This is a genomic window from Amycolatopsis sp. NPDC051128 (assembly GCF_040682715.1).
In the GTDB taxonomy this organism is placed as follows: domain Bacteria; phylum Actinomycetota; class Actinomycetes; order Mycobacteriales; family Pseudonocardiaceae; genus Amycolatopsis.
Map to the genome: position 1 here is coordinate 20,725 of NZ_JBFBBN010000056.1, position 17,204 is coordinate 37,928.

Annotated in this window: 13 protein-coding genes; 5 read left to right on the forward strand and 8 right to left on the reverse strand. The window is 73.4% G+C overall.

Going from position 1 to position 17,204, the window contains the following annotated elements; translation table 11 throughout:
- Positions 1-39: 39 nt before the first annotated feature.
- From AB0M82_RS38090 to AB0M82_RS38110, 5 genes are read right to left on the reverse strand one after another with little or no spacing between them, the layout of a single operon-like run.
- Positions 40-1,680 carry an allophanate hydrolase gene (locus AB0M82_RS38090; protein ID WP_364732908.1) on the reverse strand — a complete coding sequence of 547 codons (1,641 nt, stop codon included), beginning with the start codon at positions 1,678-1,680 and terminating at the stop codon, positions 40-42.
- Positions 1,677-5,216 carry an urea carboxylase gene (uca, locus tag AB0M82_RS38095; RefSeq protein ID WP_364732911.1) on the reverse strand — a complete coding sequence of 1,180 codons (3,540 nt, stop codon included), beginning with the start codon at positions 5,214-5,216 and terminating at the stop codon, positions 1,677-1,679. The genes AB0M82_RS38090 and uca overlap by 4 nt, the downstream gene beginning before the upstream one ends.
- Positions 5,213-5,848 (reverse strand): urea amidolyase associated protein UAAP2, encoded by a 636-nt coding sequence (locus tag AB0M82_RS38100; protein WP_364732914.1) that lies wholly within the window; start codon positions 5,846-5,848, stop codon positions 5,213-5,215. The genes uca and AB0M82_RS38100 overlap by 4 nt, the downstream gene beginning before the upstream one ends.
- Positions 5,845-6,678: an urea amidolyase associated protein UAAP1 gene (locus AB0M82_RS38105; protein WP_364732916.1), complete on the reverse strand. Its 834-nt coding sequence runs from the start codon at positions 6,676-6,678 to the stop codon at positions 5,845-5,847. Before AB0M82_RS38105 ends, AB0M82_RS38100 begins: the two co-directional genes overlap by 4 nt.
- An 11-nt stretch (positions 6,679-6,689) precedes the next feature.
- Positions 6,690-8,162 (reverse strand): amino acid permease, encoded by a 1,473-nt coding sequence (locus AB0M82_RS38110; RefSeq protein WP_364732919.1) that lies wholly within the window; start codon positions 8,160-8,162, stop codon positions 6,690-6,692.
- Positions 8,163-8,342: 180 nt separating this feature from the next.
- On the opposite strand from AB0M82_RS38110, the gene AB0M82_RS38115 reads away from it, so the two are divergent.
- Positions 8,343-9,008: a helix-turn-helix domain-containing protein gene (locus tag AB0M82_RS38115; protein WP_364732922.1), complete on the forward strand. Its 666-nt coding sequence runs from the start codon at positions 8,343-8,345 to the stop codon at positions 9,006-9,008.
- A gap of 102 nt (positions 9,009-9,110) precedes the next feature.
- Here AB0M82_RS38115 and AB0M82_RS38120 read toward each other — a convergent pair whose 3' ends face one another.
- The 3 genes from AB0M82_RS38120 to AB0M82_RS38130 all read right to left on the reverse strand — a co-directional run bounded on the left by AB0M82_RS38120 (position 9,111) and on the right by AB0M82_RS38130 (position 12,434).
- Positions 9,111-10,334 (reverse strand): ribonuclease D, encoded by a 1,224-nt coding sequence (locus AB0M82_RS38120; RefSeq protein WP_364733000.1) that lies wholly within the window; start codon positions 10,332-10,334, stop codon positions 9,111-9,113.
- A gap of 98 nt (positions 10,335-10,432) precedes the next feature.
- The gene (locus AB0M82_RS38125; RefSeq protein ID WP_033261886.1) at positions 10,433-11,149 is read right to left on the reverse strand and encodes a response regulator transcription factor; all 717 of its coding nucleotides are present in this window, start codon (positions 11,147-11,149) and stop codon (positions 10,433-10,435) included.
- A gap of 721 nt (positions 11,150-11,870) precedes the next feature.
- Positions 11,871-12,434 carry a DUF3000 domain-containing protein gene (locus AB0M82_RS38130; RefSeq protein WP_364732925.1) on the reverse strand — a complete coding sequence of 188 codons (564 nt, stop codon included), beginning with the start codon at positions 12,432-12,434 and terminating at the stop codon, positions 11,871-11,873.
- Positions 12,435-12,522: 88 nt separating this feature from the next.
- Here AB0M82_RS38130 and hemE point away from each other — a divergent pair, with 88 nt between their 5' ends.
- The 4 genes from hemE to AB0M82_RS38150 all read left to right on the forward strand — a co-directional run bounded on the left by hemE (position 12,523) and on the right by AB0M82_RS38150 (position 17,105).
- Positions 12,523-13,593, forward strand: a complete 1,071-nt coding sequence (hemE, locus tag AB0M82_RS38135) for a uroporphyrinogen decarboxylase (protein WP_364732928.1) — start codon at positions 12,523-12,525, stop codon at positions 13,591-13,593.
- Complete coding sequence (gene hemG / locus AB0M82_RS38140) at positions 13,590-14,990, forward strand: protoporphyrinogen oxidase (RefSeq protein ID WP_364732930.1); 1,401 nt, start codon at positions 13,590-13,592, stop codon at positions 14,988-14,990. The genes hemE and hemG overlap by 4 nt, the downstream gene beginning before the upstream one ends.
- Positions 14,991-15,069: 79 nt before the next feature.
- Positions 15,070-15,762, forward strand: a complete 693-nt coding sequence (gene hemQ / locus AB0M82_RS38145) for a hydrogen peroxide-dependent heme synthase (RefSeq protein ID WP_364732933.1) — start codon at positions 15,070-15,072, stop codon at positions 15,760-15,762.
- Positions 15,762-17,105, forward strand: a complete 1,344-nt coding sequence (locus AB0M82_RS38150; protein ID WP_364732936.1) for a CoA transferase — start codon at positions 15,762-15,764, stop codon at positions 17,103-17,105. The genes hemQ and AB0M82_RS38150 overlap by 1 nt, the downstream gene beginning before the upstream one ends.
- Positions 17,106-17,204 lie beyond the last annotated feature (99 nt).

Sequence of the window (17,204 nt, forward strand, 5' to 3'; positions counted from 1 at the left end):
GCCATCGGGGTGAATCCGGGGACCCGGCGTGCTCCCGGCTCACCGCGCGCCGAGGTGCGCCAGCCAGCCACCCTTCGCCGAAATGTCCTCCGCGCCCTCCGTCGCCGCCGGCTCGCAGAGGAAGCCGGACACCCGGGTGCCGTCGGCCAGTTCCACCTTCCCGATCGCCAGCGGGGCCGGGATCCGGGACACGAACTCGCCGAAGCCCTTCGACGGCAGCTCCCACACCTCCGCGGCGATCGACACGCCACCGGCGGCGACCCGCACCAGCCCCGGCTTCGGCGGCACCGTGTCCAACGCGTACAACCGGTACGAGGCCGCGGTCGAGACCGAAGACACGAACCGGCCGCCCCGGGACGTCAGTTCGTGGTTGAGCGGCTGGCCCCGCAGGTGGGCGCCGACCGCGACGATCGGGATCCGCTCGGTCCGCAGGGCGGCGAGCGCGGCCAGTTTGAGGTCGTCGTGCGGGGCGCCGACCAGCATCACGCCGAACGGGCGCCCGGCCACCGTGCCCGCCGGGACGGAGAGGGCCGACAGCCCGAACAGGTTGGTCGAGTTGGTGAACCGGCCCAGCCGCGCGTTGACCGCGACCGGGTCGGCGGCCACCTCGGCCAGGGTCGGGTGCTCGGTCGTCGTCGGGAACAGCAGCGCGTCGACGCCGGCCAGCGCGGCCAGCGCCTCGGCCCGCAGCCCCGCCAGGGTCGCCTGGTCGGCGAACAGCCGGTGGGCCCGGATGTCCCTGGCCGCGGTGATGATGCCGTGCACCACCGGGTCGCAGTCGTCCGCGTGTGTCTCCAGGAACTCGCCGACCGCGGTGTACCGCTCGGCGACGAACGCGCCGCCGTACAACAGCTGGGCCGCCTCCAGGTACGCGGAAACGTCCACAGTGGTCACTTCGGCCCCCGCCGCGGCGTAGTCCGCGACCGCCGCGGCGAACGCTTCGGCCCAGCCGGGAGCCAGCGGGCCCAGCTGGTCAGGGGACGGCACGCCGAGCCGGAACCGTCCCGTGTGGACCTGCGCGGACTCGGCCAGGCAGGTCAGGGCGAACGACGCTTCCTCGACCGTCCGCGCGAACAGCGAGACGCAGTCGATGCTCGCGCACGCGGGCACGACGCCGTCGGTGGACAGCAGGCCCGGGGTCGGCTTGAGCCCGACGATCCCGTTGAACGCCGCCGGCACCCGGCCCGACCCCGCGGTGTCGGTGCCCAGCGCCAGATCCACGATCCCCAAGGCGACGGCCACCGCCGAACCGGAACTGGATCCGCCCGACACGTACGCCGGGTCGACCGCGTTGCGCACCGCGCCGTACGGGCTGCGCGTCCCGACCAGCCCGGTCGCGAACTGGTCCAGGTTGGTCGTGCCGAGCACCAGCGCCCCGGCCGCCCGCAGCCGCGCCACGACCGGCGCGTCGGCCTCCGGCTTGTACGCGTACGCCGGGCAACCCGCCGTCGTCGGCAACCCCGCGACGTCGATGTTGCCCTTCACCGCCACGAGCTTGCCGAAGAGCGGCAGCCCGCGTTCTTCCAACGCGGCGGCCTCGGCCAGGACGTCGGCTTCGGGCCGGAGGTCGATCCAGATCTCGGGCCGGTCCACCTGCTCGATGCGCCGATAGGCGGCCCGCACGCGCTCGAGGACGGTGTTTGATGCCGCCTCCGCGGGAGGGAATGCGTCGGCGGTCATCGCAGCACCACCAGCGGAGTTCCGGCCGCCACCTGGTCACCGGGGGACACGAGCACTTCGACCACCTCACCGCCGGCCGGCGCGGGGATCCGCGCCTCCGTCTTCATCGCTTCCAGGGTCACCAGCGACTGCGTGCTCTCGACGCGCTCGCCCGCCGTGACGTCCACCCGCCACACCGTCGCCGCGAACGGCGCCTCCACGACGTGCCCGCCCGGGGGCGCCTCGACCCGCGCCGGGGGCCGGGTGACCGGCTCCGGCTTCGGGTCGAACTCGCCGGCCGCTTCCCACGCCTGCCGTTCCGCCTCGAACGCCGACGACTGCGTCGCCCGGAACGCGGCGATGCTCTCGGCGTTGTCCGCCAGGAACTTCTGGTAGTCGGCCAGCGCGAAGGAGCCATCGGTGATGTCGAGCGCCAGCTTCCCGGACGTGCTCTGCGCCCGCAGCTCCAGCAGTTCGTCCGCGGACACCGGGTACCAGGAGATCCGGTCGAAGAACCGCAGCAGCCACGGCTGGTCCACCGCGTGCGGCCGCCAGCTGTTCCACACCTGCACGGTCCGCCCGACGAACTGGTACCCGCCCGGTCCTTCCATGCCGTAGATGCAGAGGTAGGCGCCGCCGATCCCGACGGAGTTCTCGGCCGTCCAGGTCCGCGCCGGGTTGTACTTCGTCGTGACCAGGCGGTGCCGCGGGTCCAGCGGCGTCGCCACCGGCGCGCCGAGGTAGACGTCACCGAGCCCGAGGACGAGGTACTCCGCGTCGAACACCGTCCGGTAGACGTCGTCCACACTGGACAGACCGTTGACGCGCCGGATGAACTCGATGTTCCACGGGCACCACGGCGCGTCGTCGCGCACGCCGGTCATGTACCGTTCGATCGCCTCGCGCGTGGCCGGGTCGTCCCACGACAGCGGCAGCCGGACGCTGCGGCTCGGCACCACGAGGTCGTGCGTCGGCGGCAGGTCCCGCTCCAGCTCGCGCACCAGCCCGAGCGCCTTGCCGACCGGCAGCGCGTCCGGGTCGACGTGCACCTGCAGCGACCGGATGCCCGGCGTCAGGTCGACGATCCCCGGCACGCCCTCGGCCGCCAGTCTTTCCCCGAGCGCGTGCACCCGCATCCGCAGCGCCAGGTCGAGCTTCATCTCGCCGTACTCGACGAGCAGGTTGTCGTCCCCGCTGCGGCGGTAGGTGACGGACGGCTCTTCGTCCGAAGAGGACAGCCGGGCCAGGACGCCGCCATCGTGCCGGGCGCTTCTCGTGGCCGTCACCGCCGAGGCGGGACTCCGCCGCAGCGCCGCCGCGTGGTCGGTGCCGATCGGCACGAAGCGCACGGTGTCGCCCGGCCGCAGCTGGCCGAGCTTCCACCGCTCGCCGGTGGCGACCGTCGCCGGGCAGACGAACCCGCCCAGGCTTGGCCCGTCCGGGCCGAGCAGGATCGGCAGGTCGCCGGTGTAGTCGACGGCGCCGATCGCGTAGGGCGTGTCGTGGATGTTCGACGGGTGCAGCCCCGCCTCGCCGCCGTCCGCGCGGGCCCATCCGGGCCGCGGCCCGACCAGCCGGACCCCGGTGCGCGCCGAGTTGAAGTGCACCTGCCAGCCGGTGGCGTAGAACGTGTCGACGTCTTCGGGCGTGAAGAACTCCGGCGCCGCGTGCGGCCCTTCGAGGGCGCCGACGGTCCAGTGGGCGGCGAAGGCCGGCCGGTCGGCTTCCGGGACCGGCCCGACGACCGGGTCCGCGGGCGCCGGCCCGGGGTGCAGGACGTCGCCCGCGGCCAGCGCGCGGCCGCCGTGGCCGCCGAACCGGCCCAGCGTGAACGTCGCCGCGCTGCCGAGGAACCCGGGAACGTCGACGCCGCCGCGCACCAGGACGTAGTCGCGGAGCCCGGCCGTGCACGCGCCGACGTGCAGCGTCGCGCCCGCCGGTACGGCGAACGGCGTCCACAACGGAACCTCGGTGCCGTCGACCGATACGGTGGTGGGCGCACCGGTGACGCACACCTCGGTGGCGTGCGAGAACCGCAGCGTGACGCCGTCCACAGTGCACTCGAGACCGGGCGCGCCTTCGGGGTTGCCGAGGGCGAGGTTGCCCAGCCGCAGCGAGAGGTCGTCCATCGGCCCGCTCGGCGGCACCCCGACGTGCCAGAAGCCGGTGCGGCCCGGCCAGTCCTGCACGGTCGTCATCGTCCCGCCGCGCACCACGTCGATCCGCGGTTCCGCGTCCTCGACGTCGTCCAGGGTCGACGTGTCGTGCGCCGCGGCGCCGAACGCGGGGTCGGCGGCCGCCGCCCGCAGCTGCCCGAGGTTGGTCCGCACACCGTCGACCCGGGTGGCCGCGAGCGCCGCCCGCAGGTTGTCCAGCGCGTCGGCGCGGTCGGTGCCGGTGCAGATCACCTTGGCCAGCAACGGGTCGTAATGGGTGGTGACGATGGTGCCCGGCTCGACCCAGGTGTCGACGCGGGCGTCGCCGGGCAGCGTGACCCGCGTGACGAGGCCCGCGCTCGGCCGGTGCCCGGCGCTCGGGTCTTCGGCGTACACCCGCGCTTCGACGGCGTGGCCGCGCGCGACCGGCACCGCGCGGAACATCGCGCGGTCGCCCTGCGCGAGCCGCAGCATCCAGGCGACCAGGTCGACGCCGTAGACCGCTTCGGTGACCGGGTGCTCGACCTGCAACCGGGTGTTGACCTCGAGGAAGGCCGCTTCGCCGCGTTCGGGGTCGTAGACGTATTCGACGGTGCCCGCCGAGCGGTAGCGCACCGACGAGCACAGCGCGACGGCCGAGTCGACCAGCTGCCGCCGGACGGCTTCGGGCAGCTCCGGCGCCGGGCACTCCTCGACGACCTTCTGGTTGCGCCGCTGCAGCGAACAGTCGCGCGTGCCCAGGGCGAGCACCTCGCCGAAGCCGTCGCCGAAGACCTGGACCTCGACGTGCCGCGCGCGGCTCACGAGGCGTTCCAGGAAGACGCCGGAGCTGGCGAAGCTCTTGGCCGCGACGCTGCGCACGGTCTCCCAGGCGGCGCGCAGCTCGGCGGGCGACGCGCACGCGCGCATCCCGATCCCGCCCCCGCCGCCGGTCGCCTTCAGCATCACCGGGTAGCCGATGTTCTCCGCGCGCGCCAGTGCTTCGTCCACATCGGACAGCAGGCCGGTGCCGGCCAGCAGCGGCACGCCCGCCGCGATCGCCGCCTCGCGGGCGGTGTGCTTGCTGCCGAACACCTCCAGGTGCTCCGGGGACGGCCCGGCGAACGCGATCTTGGCGTCTTCGCACGCCCGCGCGAACGCCGCGTCCTCCGAAAGGAAGCCGTAGCCGGGGTGGATCGCGTCGCAGCTGGTGTCGAGCGCGGCGCGGACGATCGCGTCGGCCCGCAGGTAGCTCTCCGCCGCGGGCGCCGGGCCGAGCCGCACGGCCCGGTCGGCGAGCCGCACGTGCGGGGCGAGGCGATCGGCGTCGGAGTACACCGCGACGGTCTCGAGCCCCAGTTCCTTCGCGCTGCGCAGGATCCGGACCGCGATCTCCCCGCGGTTGGCGACGAGCAGCCTCACTCGCCGCCTCCGGGGGAGGTGACGACCAGCCGCACCGGCGTCGGGTCGAAGCCGTTGCAGGGGTTGTTGATCTGCGGGCAGTTCGACACGAGCACCAGCACGTCGGTCTCGGCGCGCAGCCGGACCTCGAGGCCCGGCGCGGAAATCCCGTCGACGATGCCGAGGGTGCCGTCCGCCTCGACCGGCACGTTCATGTACCAGTTGACGTTGCTGACCAGGTCGCGCTTGCCCAGCCCCCACTTCGCGCCTTCGATGAGGAAGTTTTCGACGCAGGCGTGCTGGAACCGCGTGTGCTGGCCGTAGCGGAGGCTGTTGGACTCCTTGCTGCACGCGCCGCCGAGCGTGTCGTGGCGCCCGCAGGTGTCGGCGACGACCGTCAGCAGCGGCGCGCCTTCCTGGGTGCGCAGCACGCTGCCCGTGGTCAGGAAGATGTTCCGCTGCGCCGTGATCGTCGCCGCCGCGCTGTAGCGCTTCGAGGTGTCGTTCGCGTCGTAGCAGAGGAAGTCGACGGCCTGGTTGCCGCCCAGGTCGATGATCGTCAGCTCCTGGCCCTTGCGCAGCACCGTGGAGAACGGGGCCCGGGCGGGGACGTCGTAGCTGATCTCCAGCTGGGACTGGTACGCCGTGCTCATGCGATCCCCCTGGCGGTCAGGTAGTCGGCGGTGTTCTCGAACGCGCGCTGTGCTTCGGGTGTGTGTGTCCACTCCGGACTGTCCGGGGTGGACGGGCGGTCGCGCCAGGCGAGGACCTCCAGCTTGCCCGCGGTGTAGCCCGGGCGCGGGTCGACCGGGTGGGGGACGTTGGCGAGCAGCACGATCGACGGGATCTCGATGCGCAGGTCGACGCTCTTCCCGGCGCCCGCGGACCCGGTGAACTCCAGGCCGCCGTCGGTGCCGACCCGGACGCCCTGGAAGAACGACAGGCTCGGCGGCAGGTCACGCGGCCCCAGCCCGTTCTTGGCCGCCGCCAGGGTGAACAGCGGCAGCCCGGCGGGGGACGGGCCCTCGGGGGCGCCGCTGCCGTAGCGCTCGGTGTTGCCGTCCACAGTGGACGTCCCGCACAGGGCGTCGTGGCGCTTGCTCGTGTCCGCGACGATCGTCGCGAGCACCCGCGCCTGGTCCGACAGCAGCGCCACCGACTCGCCGAGGTAGGCGTTCCACTGCACCTTCACCGTGTCCGCGACGTTCAGCCGCTCCCACGGCCCATCGGCGTTGAACAGCAGCAGGTGCGCGCAGGCCTCGCCGTCGACGTCGGTCAGCCGCAGCCGCGTGCCGCGGGCCAGCACCTTGTGCGTGTACCCGCCACCGGCGACGGTCTCGGCCCAGGTCAGCGCCTCGGCGGCCACTCCGGGCACTTCGGACGGCCAGGTGCTCGCCGGGATCGACGGCATCATTTCGACGACGGTGCCCGCCTGGGCGCGGGCGTGGTCCCGGGCGCCGTAGGTCGTCGCGGTGGTGCTCATGGTCGTCCTCTCTAGGTAGCGGGTTCGAGGGCGGGAGCGGGGCGCAGCCGCCGCCGGCAGAGCCAGCCGACCACCAGTGCGCCGCCGACGAACTCTATCGGGAACAGGAGCATCCAGGGGGAGCCCGAACCGGACAGGTCGTAGATTTCCGCGCGCGGCCAGGCGATGTTGACGATCATGGCGATGCCGTAGAGGACGGCGGCTATGTTCAGCGGCACTCCCCACCGCCCCAGCGAGAACCGGCCGGGCTCCGCGGGGAACTCCCCGCGCAGCCGCTTGATCAGCAGCGGTCCCGTGACCAGCAGGTACGCCAGGTAGACGACCACCACCGACGTCCCGGTGACGGTGCTGAACAGCGTCGGGTTGCCGACGTTGAGCAGCAGCAGCCCGATCGCCAGCGCCCCGGACACCAGGGCGGGCGCGACCGGCGCCCCGGTGCGCGGGCTGACCCCGGCCAGGCGGGCGGACGCGGGCAGCGCGCCGTCGCGGGCCATCGCGAAGATCAGCCGGATCGTGCCGGTCTGGATGGTGAGGGTGCAGACGACGACGGCGACCGCGACGTCGGCGAGGAAGATCCGGCCGAGGGTGTCGCCGAAGACGGCGGTGATCACGTACGGCAGGCCGTGGCCGGCGAGCTGCCCGTCGGTCAGGCTCGGCGCGGCCATCAGCGCGGTGACCACCACGGCCAGCCCGCCGATCCCGGACACCAGCACGGCGCGCAGCACCGCCCGCGGCGCCGCCTTTCGCGCGTCCTTCGTCTCCTCCGCCACCGACGCGGCGGTGTCGAAGCCGTAGAGGACGTACGCCGCCATGAGCGCCGAAGCGAACACGCCGCCCAGCCCGGCGCTCGTGCCGGGGGTGTCGTGCAGCACCACCTGGGGACCCCGCACCGCGAAGAGCCCGAGCCCGATCACGAGCACCACGACGCCGAGCAGTTCGGCCGCGACGCCGACGTCGTTGATCCGCGCCATCAACCGGACGCCGCCGGCGTTCACCGCGGTGGTGAAGACGAGCAGCAGCGTGCCGAGCAGCACGGCGTTGGCCGCGCCGGACGGCGACGTCACCGACGGGTCGCCGCCGACGAGCTGGAAGCCGTCCCACACCGACGGCAGCACGATCTGCAGCGCGATCGCGGCGGCCGCGAGGGCGACGACGCAGCCGAGCAGCATCATCCAGCCGGCGAGCCAGCCGAGGAAGCCTTTGCTGAGCTGCTTCGCCCACTGGTACACGGATCCGGCGAGGGGATAGCGCGCGGCGAGTTCGGCGAAGGTGAGGGCCACGAGCAGCTGGCCGGCGAGGACGACCGGCCACGTCCAGAAGAAGAGCGGGCCGCCGAAGGTGTAGCCGAAGCCGAAGAGCTGGAAGACGGTGGTGAGGATGGAGACGAAGGAGAAGCCGGCGGCGAAGGCGGAGAACCCGCCCAGCGAACGGCGAAGCTCCTGGCGGTAGCCGAAGACGGCGAGATCGTCGGACGAGGGGGGCATGCGGGCTCCTGACCTGGTTTCGATCGCTTGACAGAAATTAGGCCGGGAGCGCGACGCGGTGATCTCCGCCGCGTTAGCGATCCGTTAACGGCCGCGTCGACAGCCCGTCAACGGCGACATCCGGGTGTAACGGCACCTCCGTGCGGATGTCCCGGCCCCCGGCCTGGCAAGATCACGGCCGTGGTCAAAGGTTCGGGGGTCGGCAGGCCGAGGGCGAGCGGGGCGGCGGCGAACCGGCCGGACGCGCGCCAGGCGGTGCTCGACGCGGCGGGGGAATTGTTCACCGGAGCCGGTTACGCGGCGACGACGACGCGGTCGATCGCCGAACGCGCGGGGCTGCGCCAGGCGTCGCTCTACTACCATTTCCCGGCCAAGGAAGACATCCTCGCGGCGCTGCTGGCCGAGACGGTCCGCCCGTCGCTGGCACTGGCCGCCCGGCTCGTCGCGGACTCGTCCGCGACGTCGGTCCGGCTGTGGGCCCTGGCGTACGCGGACATCCGCCTCCTCGGCGGCGCCCGCCACAACCTGGGCGCGCTGTACCTGCTGCCCGAAGTCGGCTCCCCCAACCTGGCCCGGTTCCGCGCCGAGCGCGCGGAACTGAAGGCGGCGTACGGCAGCTTGGTGGCGGCGGCGGGCATCGCGCCGGAGGCGGTGGCGATCCGGACGGACCTGGTGTTCGGGCTCGTGGAGAGCATCGCGGTGATCCGCCGCGACGACCCGGCGCTGGACGTCGAGGCCCACGTGCGGGAGGGCGCCGATGGCGTGGTCCGGCTGGCCGGGCTCCCGGAGCCGTCGGACGAACTGCGAGCCGAGGCGCACGCCCTGCTGGCGGCGCTCACCGACTAGCCGGTTCCCATACGCCCCAATGTGGCGTTCGGTGCGTCCAGCGCACCCAATGTGGCGTTCGGTGCGTTGGACGCAACCAACGCCACATTGGGGCGCATGGGGTCAGGAAGCCGTGGTCTGCAGGGCTTTGCTCAGCGCCGTGACCGTCAGCTCTACCTGCCAGGGCCGAGCCCCGCCCGCTTGCAGCACCTCCGCGACCGAGTCCTCGTCGGTCTCGGCCGGCGGCCGCCAGCACGTGCGGCGGACCAGGTCCGGCAGCAGCAGGTTCTCCACCGGCAGCCGGCGGTCCTCCGCGATCGCCGCCAGGGCCGCCCGCGCCGCCGACAGCCGGGCTGCCGCGTCCGGGTCCTTGTCGGCCCAGCGGTTCACCGGTGGCGGGCCGTCCGTGGACTGCGACGGTGTCGGCAGTTCGCTCGCCGGCAGCGCTTTCGCCGCCTGCAGGTGCCGCAGCCAGTTTCCCGTGTACTTCCGCTGGACCCGCCCGCTGAACACGGGCAGCGCCTGCAGCTCCTCGACCGTCTTCGGGTCGGCCGTGACGGCGTTGATGATCGCGCTGTCCGGGAGGATCCGGCTCGGCGCGCGGTCGCGTTTGCGGGCCAGCTCGTCGCGCGCCTGCCACAGCTCGCGGACCGCCGCGAGGCCGCGCGGGCTGCGGATCTTGTGCACGCCGGACGTCCGGCGCCACGGCTCGGCCCGCGGCGCGGGCGGCGGCGCCGTGCGGACGGCTTCGAATTCCTGCCGCGCCCACTCGAGCTTGCCCTGGGCGCCCAGCTCCGCTTCCAGCTTTTCGCGCAGCTGGATGAGCAGCTCGACGTCGAGGGCGGCGTAGTTCAGCCAGTCGACCGGCAGCGGCCGCTTCGACCAGTCGGCCGCGCTGTGCCCCTTTTCGAGGGTGTAGCCGAGCAGCAGCTCGACGAGCGTCCCCAGCGCGACGCGTTCGTAGCCCGCCAGCCGGCCGGCCAGCTCGGTGTCGAACAGCGTCGCCGGGCGCAGGTCGAGCTCGGCGAGGCAGGGGAGGTCCTGGGAGGCGGCGTGCAGCACCCATTCCAGGGAGTTGAGGACTTCGCGCAGCGGGGCGAGGTCGTCGGCCAGCGCGATCGGGTCGATCAGCACCGTGCCGGAACCCTCGCGGCGCAGCTGCACGAGGTAGGCCTTGGGCCAGTACCGGTAGCCGGACGCGCGTTCGGTGTCGACGGCGACCGCGCCGGTGCCCGCGGCGAGTCTGGCGCAGGCCTCGGCCAGTGCGGCCGGGTCCGTGATCACCGGGGGCGTGCCCTCGGCGGGTTCGCGTAGCAGCACAGGGCCACCCGTGGACTCGATCTCCATCCCGGTGTCCTCGGCCTCTGTGCTTCCCATGGTGTGCGACCCTACGGGACGGGCGTACCGCGCCTGGTTCGCCCGCCCCGCAGGGTTGTTCGCTTGTGTCAGCGGATCACGCCGGCACGCATGGCCAGCGCCACCATCTGAGCCCGGTCGCCCGTGCCGAGCTTGCGCCCGATCCGGGACAGGTGGGACTTGACAGTGAGAGCGGAGAGCGAAAGCTCCTCGCCGATCTCCTTGTTGGACTGCCCGTCGGCGACCAGCTGGAGCACCTCCACCTCGCGAGCGGACAGCTCGCGCGGAGTGTTGTCGGTGCCCGCGACGCGGGTTCCGGTGGCCAGCACCGGAGCCACGCTCGGGTCGGCGTACACGCCGCCTTCGAGCACACGCCGCACGCCATCGGTCACGACGACCGGCGACGCGGACTTCAGCAGGTACGCCTGGGCCCCGGCCTGGAAGGCCGAGCGGACCGCGTACGGGTCGTCCGAGGATGCGAGGACCACCACGCGCGGCCACCCGTGGCTACGGAGTTCCGTAACCAGTTCGATGCCGCTGCCGTCCGGCAGTCCGAGATCGAGGATCGCCAGGTCGCACGGGCCAGTGGCCTGTGCTCGCGCCCTCGCTTCGGCCACCGTGGCGGCTTCGTGAACGGTACCCGCGCCCATCTGTGCGAGTCTTGCTGCGATTGCCTCCCTCAACAGCGGGTGGTCATCGACCACCAACACGGAAAAGAGCTCTTCCCGCGGGTGCGGAACCATGCTCGCCGGCAACGCGCCGGCTGGCGTGGATCGGACGGCCTGAGAAATGCCGACGGTAGCCACGTCACTACCTCCCTGGAGTCGGTCGTGCCCCCCGACCGGCACCGGGACCTTCGGCCGTTCAGCCGCGCCAGCTTTAGACCGAAAGTGGTGTCGTCGAAGGCACTGTAGCCGCCCTGAGGCCGTTGCGGGGGGATCGAATGGGTATCTATCTCAAACGAACAGTCACTCAGTGGGTTCGTAGTAACACGATCGGGCTACTACACGGCCGGTTGCTAACGGATAGCCCAGCGAACACGATGCTAAGAAGTTATCGGCGTCCAAATGGCCGTGCAGATGGGGTGTGCAGCTTCCGGTGCGCCTAGTGCCGAGGGGCCGGATGGCCGCCTGGGGCTCGCGGAACGCGGCCCCGTCCGGGACATGGTCAACTTCGTGGAGCGGCTTTCGCGGGCGCTTCGCGGCCGCCACGGTGACTGTCCGTGTCCTGCGCGGAGGCCGGCCGCCCCGCGACGACCAGTTGATCTTGTTGCGGTGCGTGACGGCTTCACGTCACTAACGGGGGCGCTCCGGGGAGACGTGAAACGTCCTCGGGAACCTCGCGGGCGCCGGGGTGGGTGCGGGTGCCCGGGAGCGCCCTGCCGCCGTCCTGGGCCGTTTCAGGGCTTGGACGGCGTTCAGTGGACGTGAATTTTGCTCACATTCGTACAAGTGGCCGGCCCGGCGACGGGCGACGGCGGTGCGCCGTTGCCGTTTCGTTGCCGACGGTCGCCCGGCCGGCGGCGGCTCAGGAGCCCTGGCGCTGCCCGAAGAGCGTCACGCCGACCGGCGGGAGGCCGACGACGCTGGCCATGACCTGGCAGAAGGCCTGCCCGTGCGGCAGCAGGGCGGCGTCGGTGGGCGTCCACGACGCGCGCACTTCGAGGTCGTCGGTGCGGGCCGGGCCGGAGATGTCGCCGAACCGGGCCGACGACGTCTCGGTCACGGTGCCGCCCAGTGCCTTCCAGTTCGCCCCGGACGTCTCCAGGGCGTCGGTGAGCCACGACCAGCCGACCGCCGGCAGGAACGGGTCGGTCGCCAGTTCCCGGTCCAGCTCCGCGCGCACGTACATGACGAGGCGCAGCACGCCGTCCCAGCCGTCCTGGCCGTCCGGGTCGTGCAGCAGGACGAGCCGGCCCGAGGCCAGGACGTCGGCGGGCCCGGACACCTCACAGCTGACCGCGTACGACCACGGCGCGAGCCGCTGCGGCGGGCGCATGGGCTCCAGCAGCACCTCACGGCGGGGCCGGACGGACTGCAGCGCCGCGACTGCTTCGCGGAAGAGTTCGGGCACTGGCGTCATCGCGGTCACGCATCGACCTTAGGGCGGGCACGCCCTGTTGCGGGCGCAGGCGCGCCGAGAGAACGGCCCAGGCGGGCTCGTGGCACGATTGACCACGATGTCTCCGACCACGCCCCAGCCACCGCAGGCCCCCTCGCCGGGCCGCCGCGCGCTGCCCGAAGCCCCCTTCCTGGTCGCCGCGCGCGGCGGCCGCCCGGCGCGCACGCCGGTCTGGTTCATGCGCCAGGCCGGCCGCTCGCTGCCCGAGTACCGCGCGCTGCGCGAGGGCGTGCCGATGCTCGACTCCTGCTTCGACCCCGAGATGCTCGCCGAGATCACGCTGCAGCCGGTCCGGCGGCACGGGGTCGACGCGGCGATCCTGTACAGCGACATCGTGGTGCCGCTCAAGGCCGCCGGGGTCGACATCGACATCGTCCCGGGCACCGGCCCGGTGGTCGAGAAGCCGGTGCGCGACCTCGCCGCCGTGAAAGCGCTGCCGGAGCTGGCCGCCGAGCAGGTCTCGCCGGTCGCCGACGGCGTCCGGCTGCTGGTCGAACGGCTCGGGCAAACCCCGCTGATCGGCTTCGCCGGCGCGCCGTTCACGCTGGCCAGCTACCTGATCGAAGGCGGCCCGAGCCGCAACCACGAGCACACCAAGGCGCTGATGCACTCGGAGCCGGCGCTGTGGCACGAGCTGGCCGGCCGGCTGGCCGACATCGCCCTGACGTTCCTGCGGGCGCAGCTGGACGCCGGCGTCGACGCCGTCCAGCTGTTCGACTCCTGGGCCGGCGCGCTGTCCGAGCGGGACTACCGCGAGTTCGTCCTGCCGCACTCGGCGAAGGTCTTCGACGGCGTCGCCGCCTACGGCGTGCCGCGGATCCACTTCGGCGTCGGCACCGGCGAGCTGCTCGTCGCGATGCGCGACGCGGGCGCCGACGTCGTCGGCGTCGACTGGCGGATCCCCCTCGACGAAGCTGTGCGCCGCCTCGGCGGCCGCGCGGTCGTGCAGGGCAACCTCGACCCGGCGCTGCTGCACGCGTCGTGGCCGGTGCTCGAAGCCGAAGTCCGCCGCATCGTCGAAGAGGGCCGCGCGGCCGACGGCCACATCTTCAACCTCGGCCACGGCGTGCTGCCGGGCGTCGACCCGGACGTGCTGACCCGCGTGGCCGGGCTGGTGCACGAGCTGTGAAGCGCGTCGCGGTCGTCGGCGGCGGCGTTTCCGGACTGACCACGGCGTACCGGCTGCGACGGCTGCTCGGCGCCGCGTGCGAGATCGTCGTGTTCGAGAAGACCCGGACGCCCGGCGGGAAGCTGCGCACGGTCGAGCTGGCCGGCGTGCCCTACGACGTCGGCGCGGAGGCGTTCCTCGTCCGCCGCCCCGAGATGCTCGCCTTGGCCGGGGAGCTGGGGCTCGACGTCGTGAACCCGACGAAGGCCCGCGCGAAGATCCACGCCGGCGGCGCCGTCACCGGCCTGCCGCCGGGCACGGTGATGGGCGTCCCGGCGTCGGCGGAATCGGTCGCCGGAGTGCTGTCGGAAGCGGGCCGCCGGGCCGTCGAGGCCGAGCCTTCGCTGCCGGAGCTGCGGCTGCCGGGCGGTGACCTGCCGCTCGGGCCGCTGCTGCGCGAGCGCTTCGGGGACGAGCTGGTGGACCGCCTGGTCGACCCGCTGCTCGGCGGCGTCTACGCCGGGGGAGCGGACGGGCTCGGCCTGCGCGCGACCATGCCCGGCCTCACGGCGGCGCTGGCCGCGGGCGCGGGTTCGCTGACCGCGGCGGCCGCCGCCCAGCTGCCCGCTTCGCCGGGGACGGCGCCGGTGTTCGGCACGGTGCGCGGTGGCCTGGGCACGGTGGCCGACCGGCTGGCCGAGCTGTCCGGCGCCGAGCTGCGGACCGGGTTGCCGGTCTGCGACATCGAACGGAACGGCGCGGGCTGGCGGCTGCGGATCGGCGCGGCGCCGACCGCGCACGCCCCGGCGGACAACATGGTGGACGCCGACGCGGTGGTGCTCGCGGTGCCCGCGCCCTCGGCCCGCCGGCTGCTCGCCGGCCTCGTCCCCGCGGCTTCGGTGGCGTTCGGCGAGGTGGAGCTGGCGTCGATGGCCGTCGTCGCGCTCGCGCTGCCGCCCGGCACGTGGCTGCCCGACGCCTCGGGAATCCTGATCGGCCAGGGTGAACGGGACTCCGCGGGGAAGCCGTACGCGGCGAAGGCGTTCACGTTCTCTTCGCGCAAGTGGGCGCACTACGGCACGGGCCCGGTACTGGTCCGCGGCTCGGTCGGGCGGTTCGGCGAGCTGGGCGCGCTGCAGGCCGACGACGTCGAACTGGTCCGCGTGGTCCGCGACGACCTCGCCCGGCTGACGGGCGTGACGGCGGCACCGGTGGAGACGCTCGTGACGCGGTGGGGTGGCGGGCTGCCGCAGTACGGCGCCGGGCACCTCGAGCGGGTGGAGCGGATCGAGAAGGCGGTGGCCGAGGTGCCGGGCTTGGCGATCGCGGGGGCGGCCCTGCGCGGCGTCGGCCTGCCCGCCTGTGTGGCGACCGCGGAGGCCGCCGCGCAACGGATCGCGGCGCACCTGACGGAGTGAGTGCCGCCTGCTTCTCTTCGTGAGTGCTGTCACCCGACCCGTGGCGGCGGCCGCGGCGAGGCGGTGACAGGATGGGGCCATGGCGCGGGTCAACTACAACGAGCTCAACGACACCATCCGCTACACCACCTGGTCGGTCTTCCGGATCGAACCCGGCAGGCTGGGCGAGGACCGCGGGACCGCCGGCCGCGAGACCACGGAGTACCTCGACGGGCTCGAGGCCAAGGGCGTCGTCGTCCGCGGTGTCTACGACCTGGCCGCGCTACGCGCCGACGCCGACTACATGATCTGGTGGCACGCCGAGGAGATCGAGCAGGTCCAGGCCGCCTACGCCGGGTTCCGCCGGACGCCGCTCGGCCGCGCGTCCACGCCGGTCTGGAGCCAGACCGCGCTGCACCGGCCCGCCGAGTTCAACAAGAGCCACATCCCCGCCTTCCTGGCCGGCGAAGAGGCCCGCAAGTACATCTGCGTCTACCCGTTCGTGCGGTCCTACGAGTGGTACCTGCTGCCGGACGCCGAGCGCCGCAAGATGCTCGCCGACCACGGCAAGGAGGCCCGCGACTACCCGGACGTGCGCGCCAACACCGTCGCGTCGTTCGCGCTGGGCGACTACGAGTGGATCCTCGCCTTCGAGGCCGACGAGCTGCACCGGATCGTCGACCTGATGCGTCACCTGCGCGGCACCGAAGCGCGCCTGCACGTGCGCGAAGAGATCCCGTTCTACACCGGCACCCGCGTGCCGCCCGCCGAGCTCGTCGCGGCGCTGCCGTAGTGCCCGAGATCCTGGACGGCGTCTGGCACACCCTCACCGGGGAGACGCCGGGACCGGTCGAGCTGACCGGCGCCGAAGACGTGCTGCCCGGCCCGTACCGGGTGGCGGCCGCCGCGACGGCTTCGGTCGCGGCGGCGACGCTGGCGGCCGGGGAGATGCTGAAGCTGCGCGGGATCGAGCCCGGCGTGGTCACGGCGGACACCCGGCACGCGGCGGCGGCGTTCCACAGCGAACAGCTGCTGCGGGTCGACGGCGCCGGCGCCGAGCCGGTTTGGGCGCCGCTGTCGGGCGACTACCGCGCGGCCGACGGCTGGGTGCGCCTGCACTGCAACTACCCGCGGCACGAATCGGCGGTGTGCTGGGGCCTCGGCGTGCCCGGGAGTCGCGCCGCGGTCGCGAAGGCGGTCGCCGGGCGAACCGCGCGCGAGATCGAGCACGCCGTCGTCAGCGCCGGGGGAGCGGCCGCCCAGCTGCGCTCGCCGGAGGACTGGGCGGCGCACCCGCAGGGCCAGGCGGTGGCTTCGCTGCCTTTGGTGGACCTGGCGCCGGTCGCGCCGGCGCCGAAGCGCACGTTGTTCTACTCGGACCGTCCGCTGGGCGGGGTCCGGATCCTGGAGCTGACGCACGTGCTCGCCGGGCCGGTGGCCGGGCGGGTGCTCGCCGCGCACGGCGCCGACGTCCTGCACGTCGGGGCCGCGCACCTGCCGCGCGTCGAAGCGCTGGTGCGGGACACTGGGCAGGGCAAGCGATCCGCGTTCGTCGCGCTGGACACCGAGGGCGGCCGCGCGCGGCTCAAGAAGCTGATCAGCCGGGCCGACGTGCTGGTGCAGTCGTTCCGGCCGGGCGCGCTGGAGCGGATCGGCTTCGGCCCTTCGGAGCTGGCCGAGCTGCGGCCGGGGTTGGTGATCGCCGACCTGAGCGCGTACGGCTGGGCGGGGCCGTGGGCGCGGCGGCGCGGGTTCGACAGCCTGGTCCAGATGGCGAACGGCATCGCCTGGGGCGCCGATGGTGACCCCGCGCCGCTGCCGGTCCAGGCCCTCGACCACGGCACGGGCTGGCTCACCGCGGCGGCGGTCATGACGGCGTTGCGCCGCCAGGTCACCGACGGCGGCACCTGGCGGGTCCGGCTGTCACTGGCGGGGACGGGCCGCTGGCTGGATTCGTTGGGGCGCAAGGAGCCTGCTTCGGCTGCTGTCGACTACAGCGACCTGATGGAGGAAGCGGACAGTGGGTACGGCCGGCTGACGCGGGTCCGGATGGCCGGTGGGCTGCCGGGCGCGCAGCCGCACTGGGACTTCGGGACCCGGCTGCCCGGAGTCGACAAACCGACCTGGACGCCCTGACGCACCCCCGCCCTCCCAGGGGGGCGTCCCCGTGTCCAGTGTATCGGGGACGCCCGACGAAAGGCCGGAAAAGCCGCAGGTCAGGCTCGGTTGTCCACA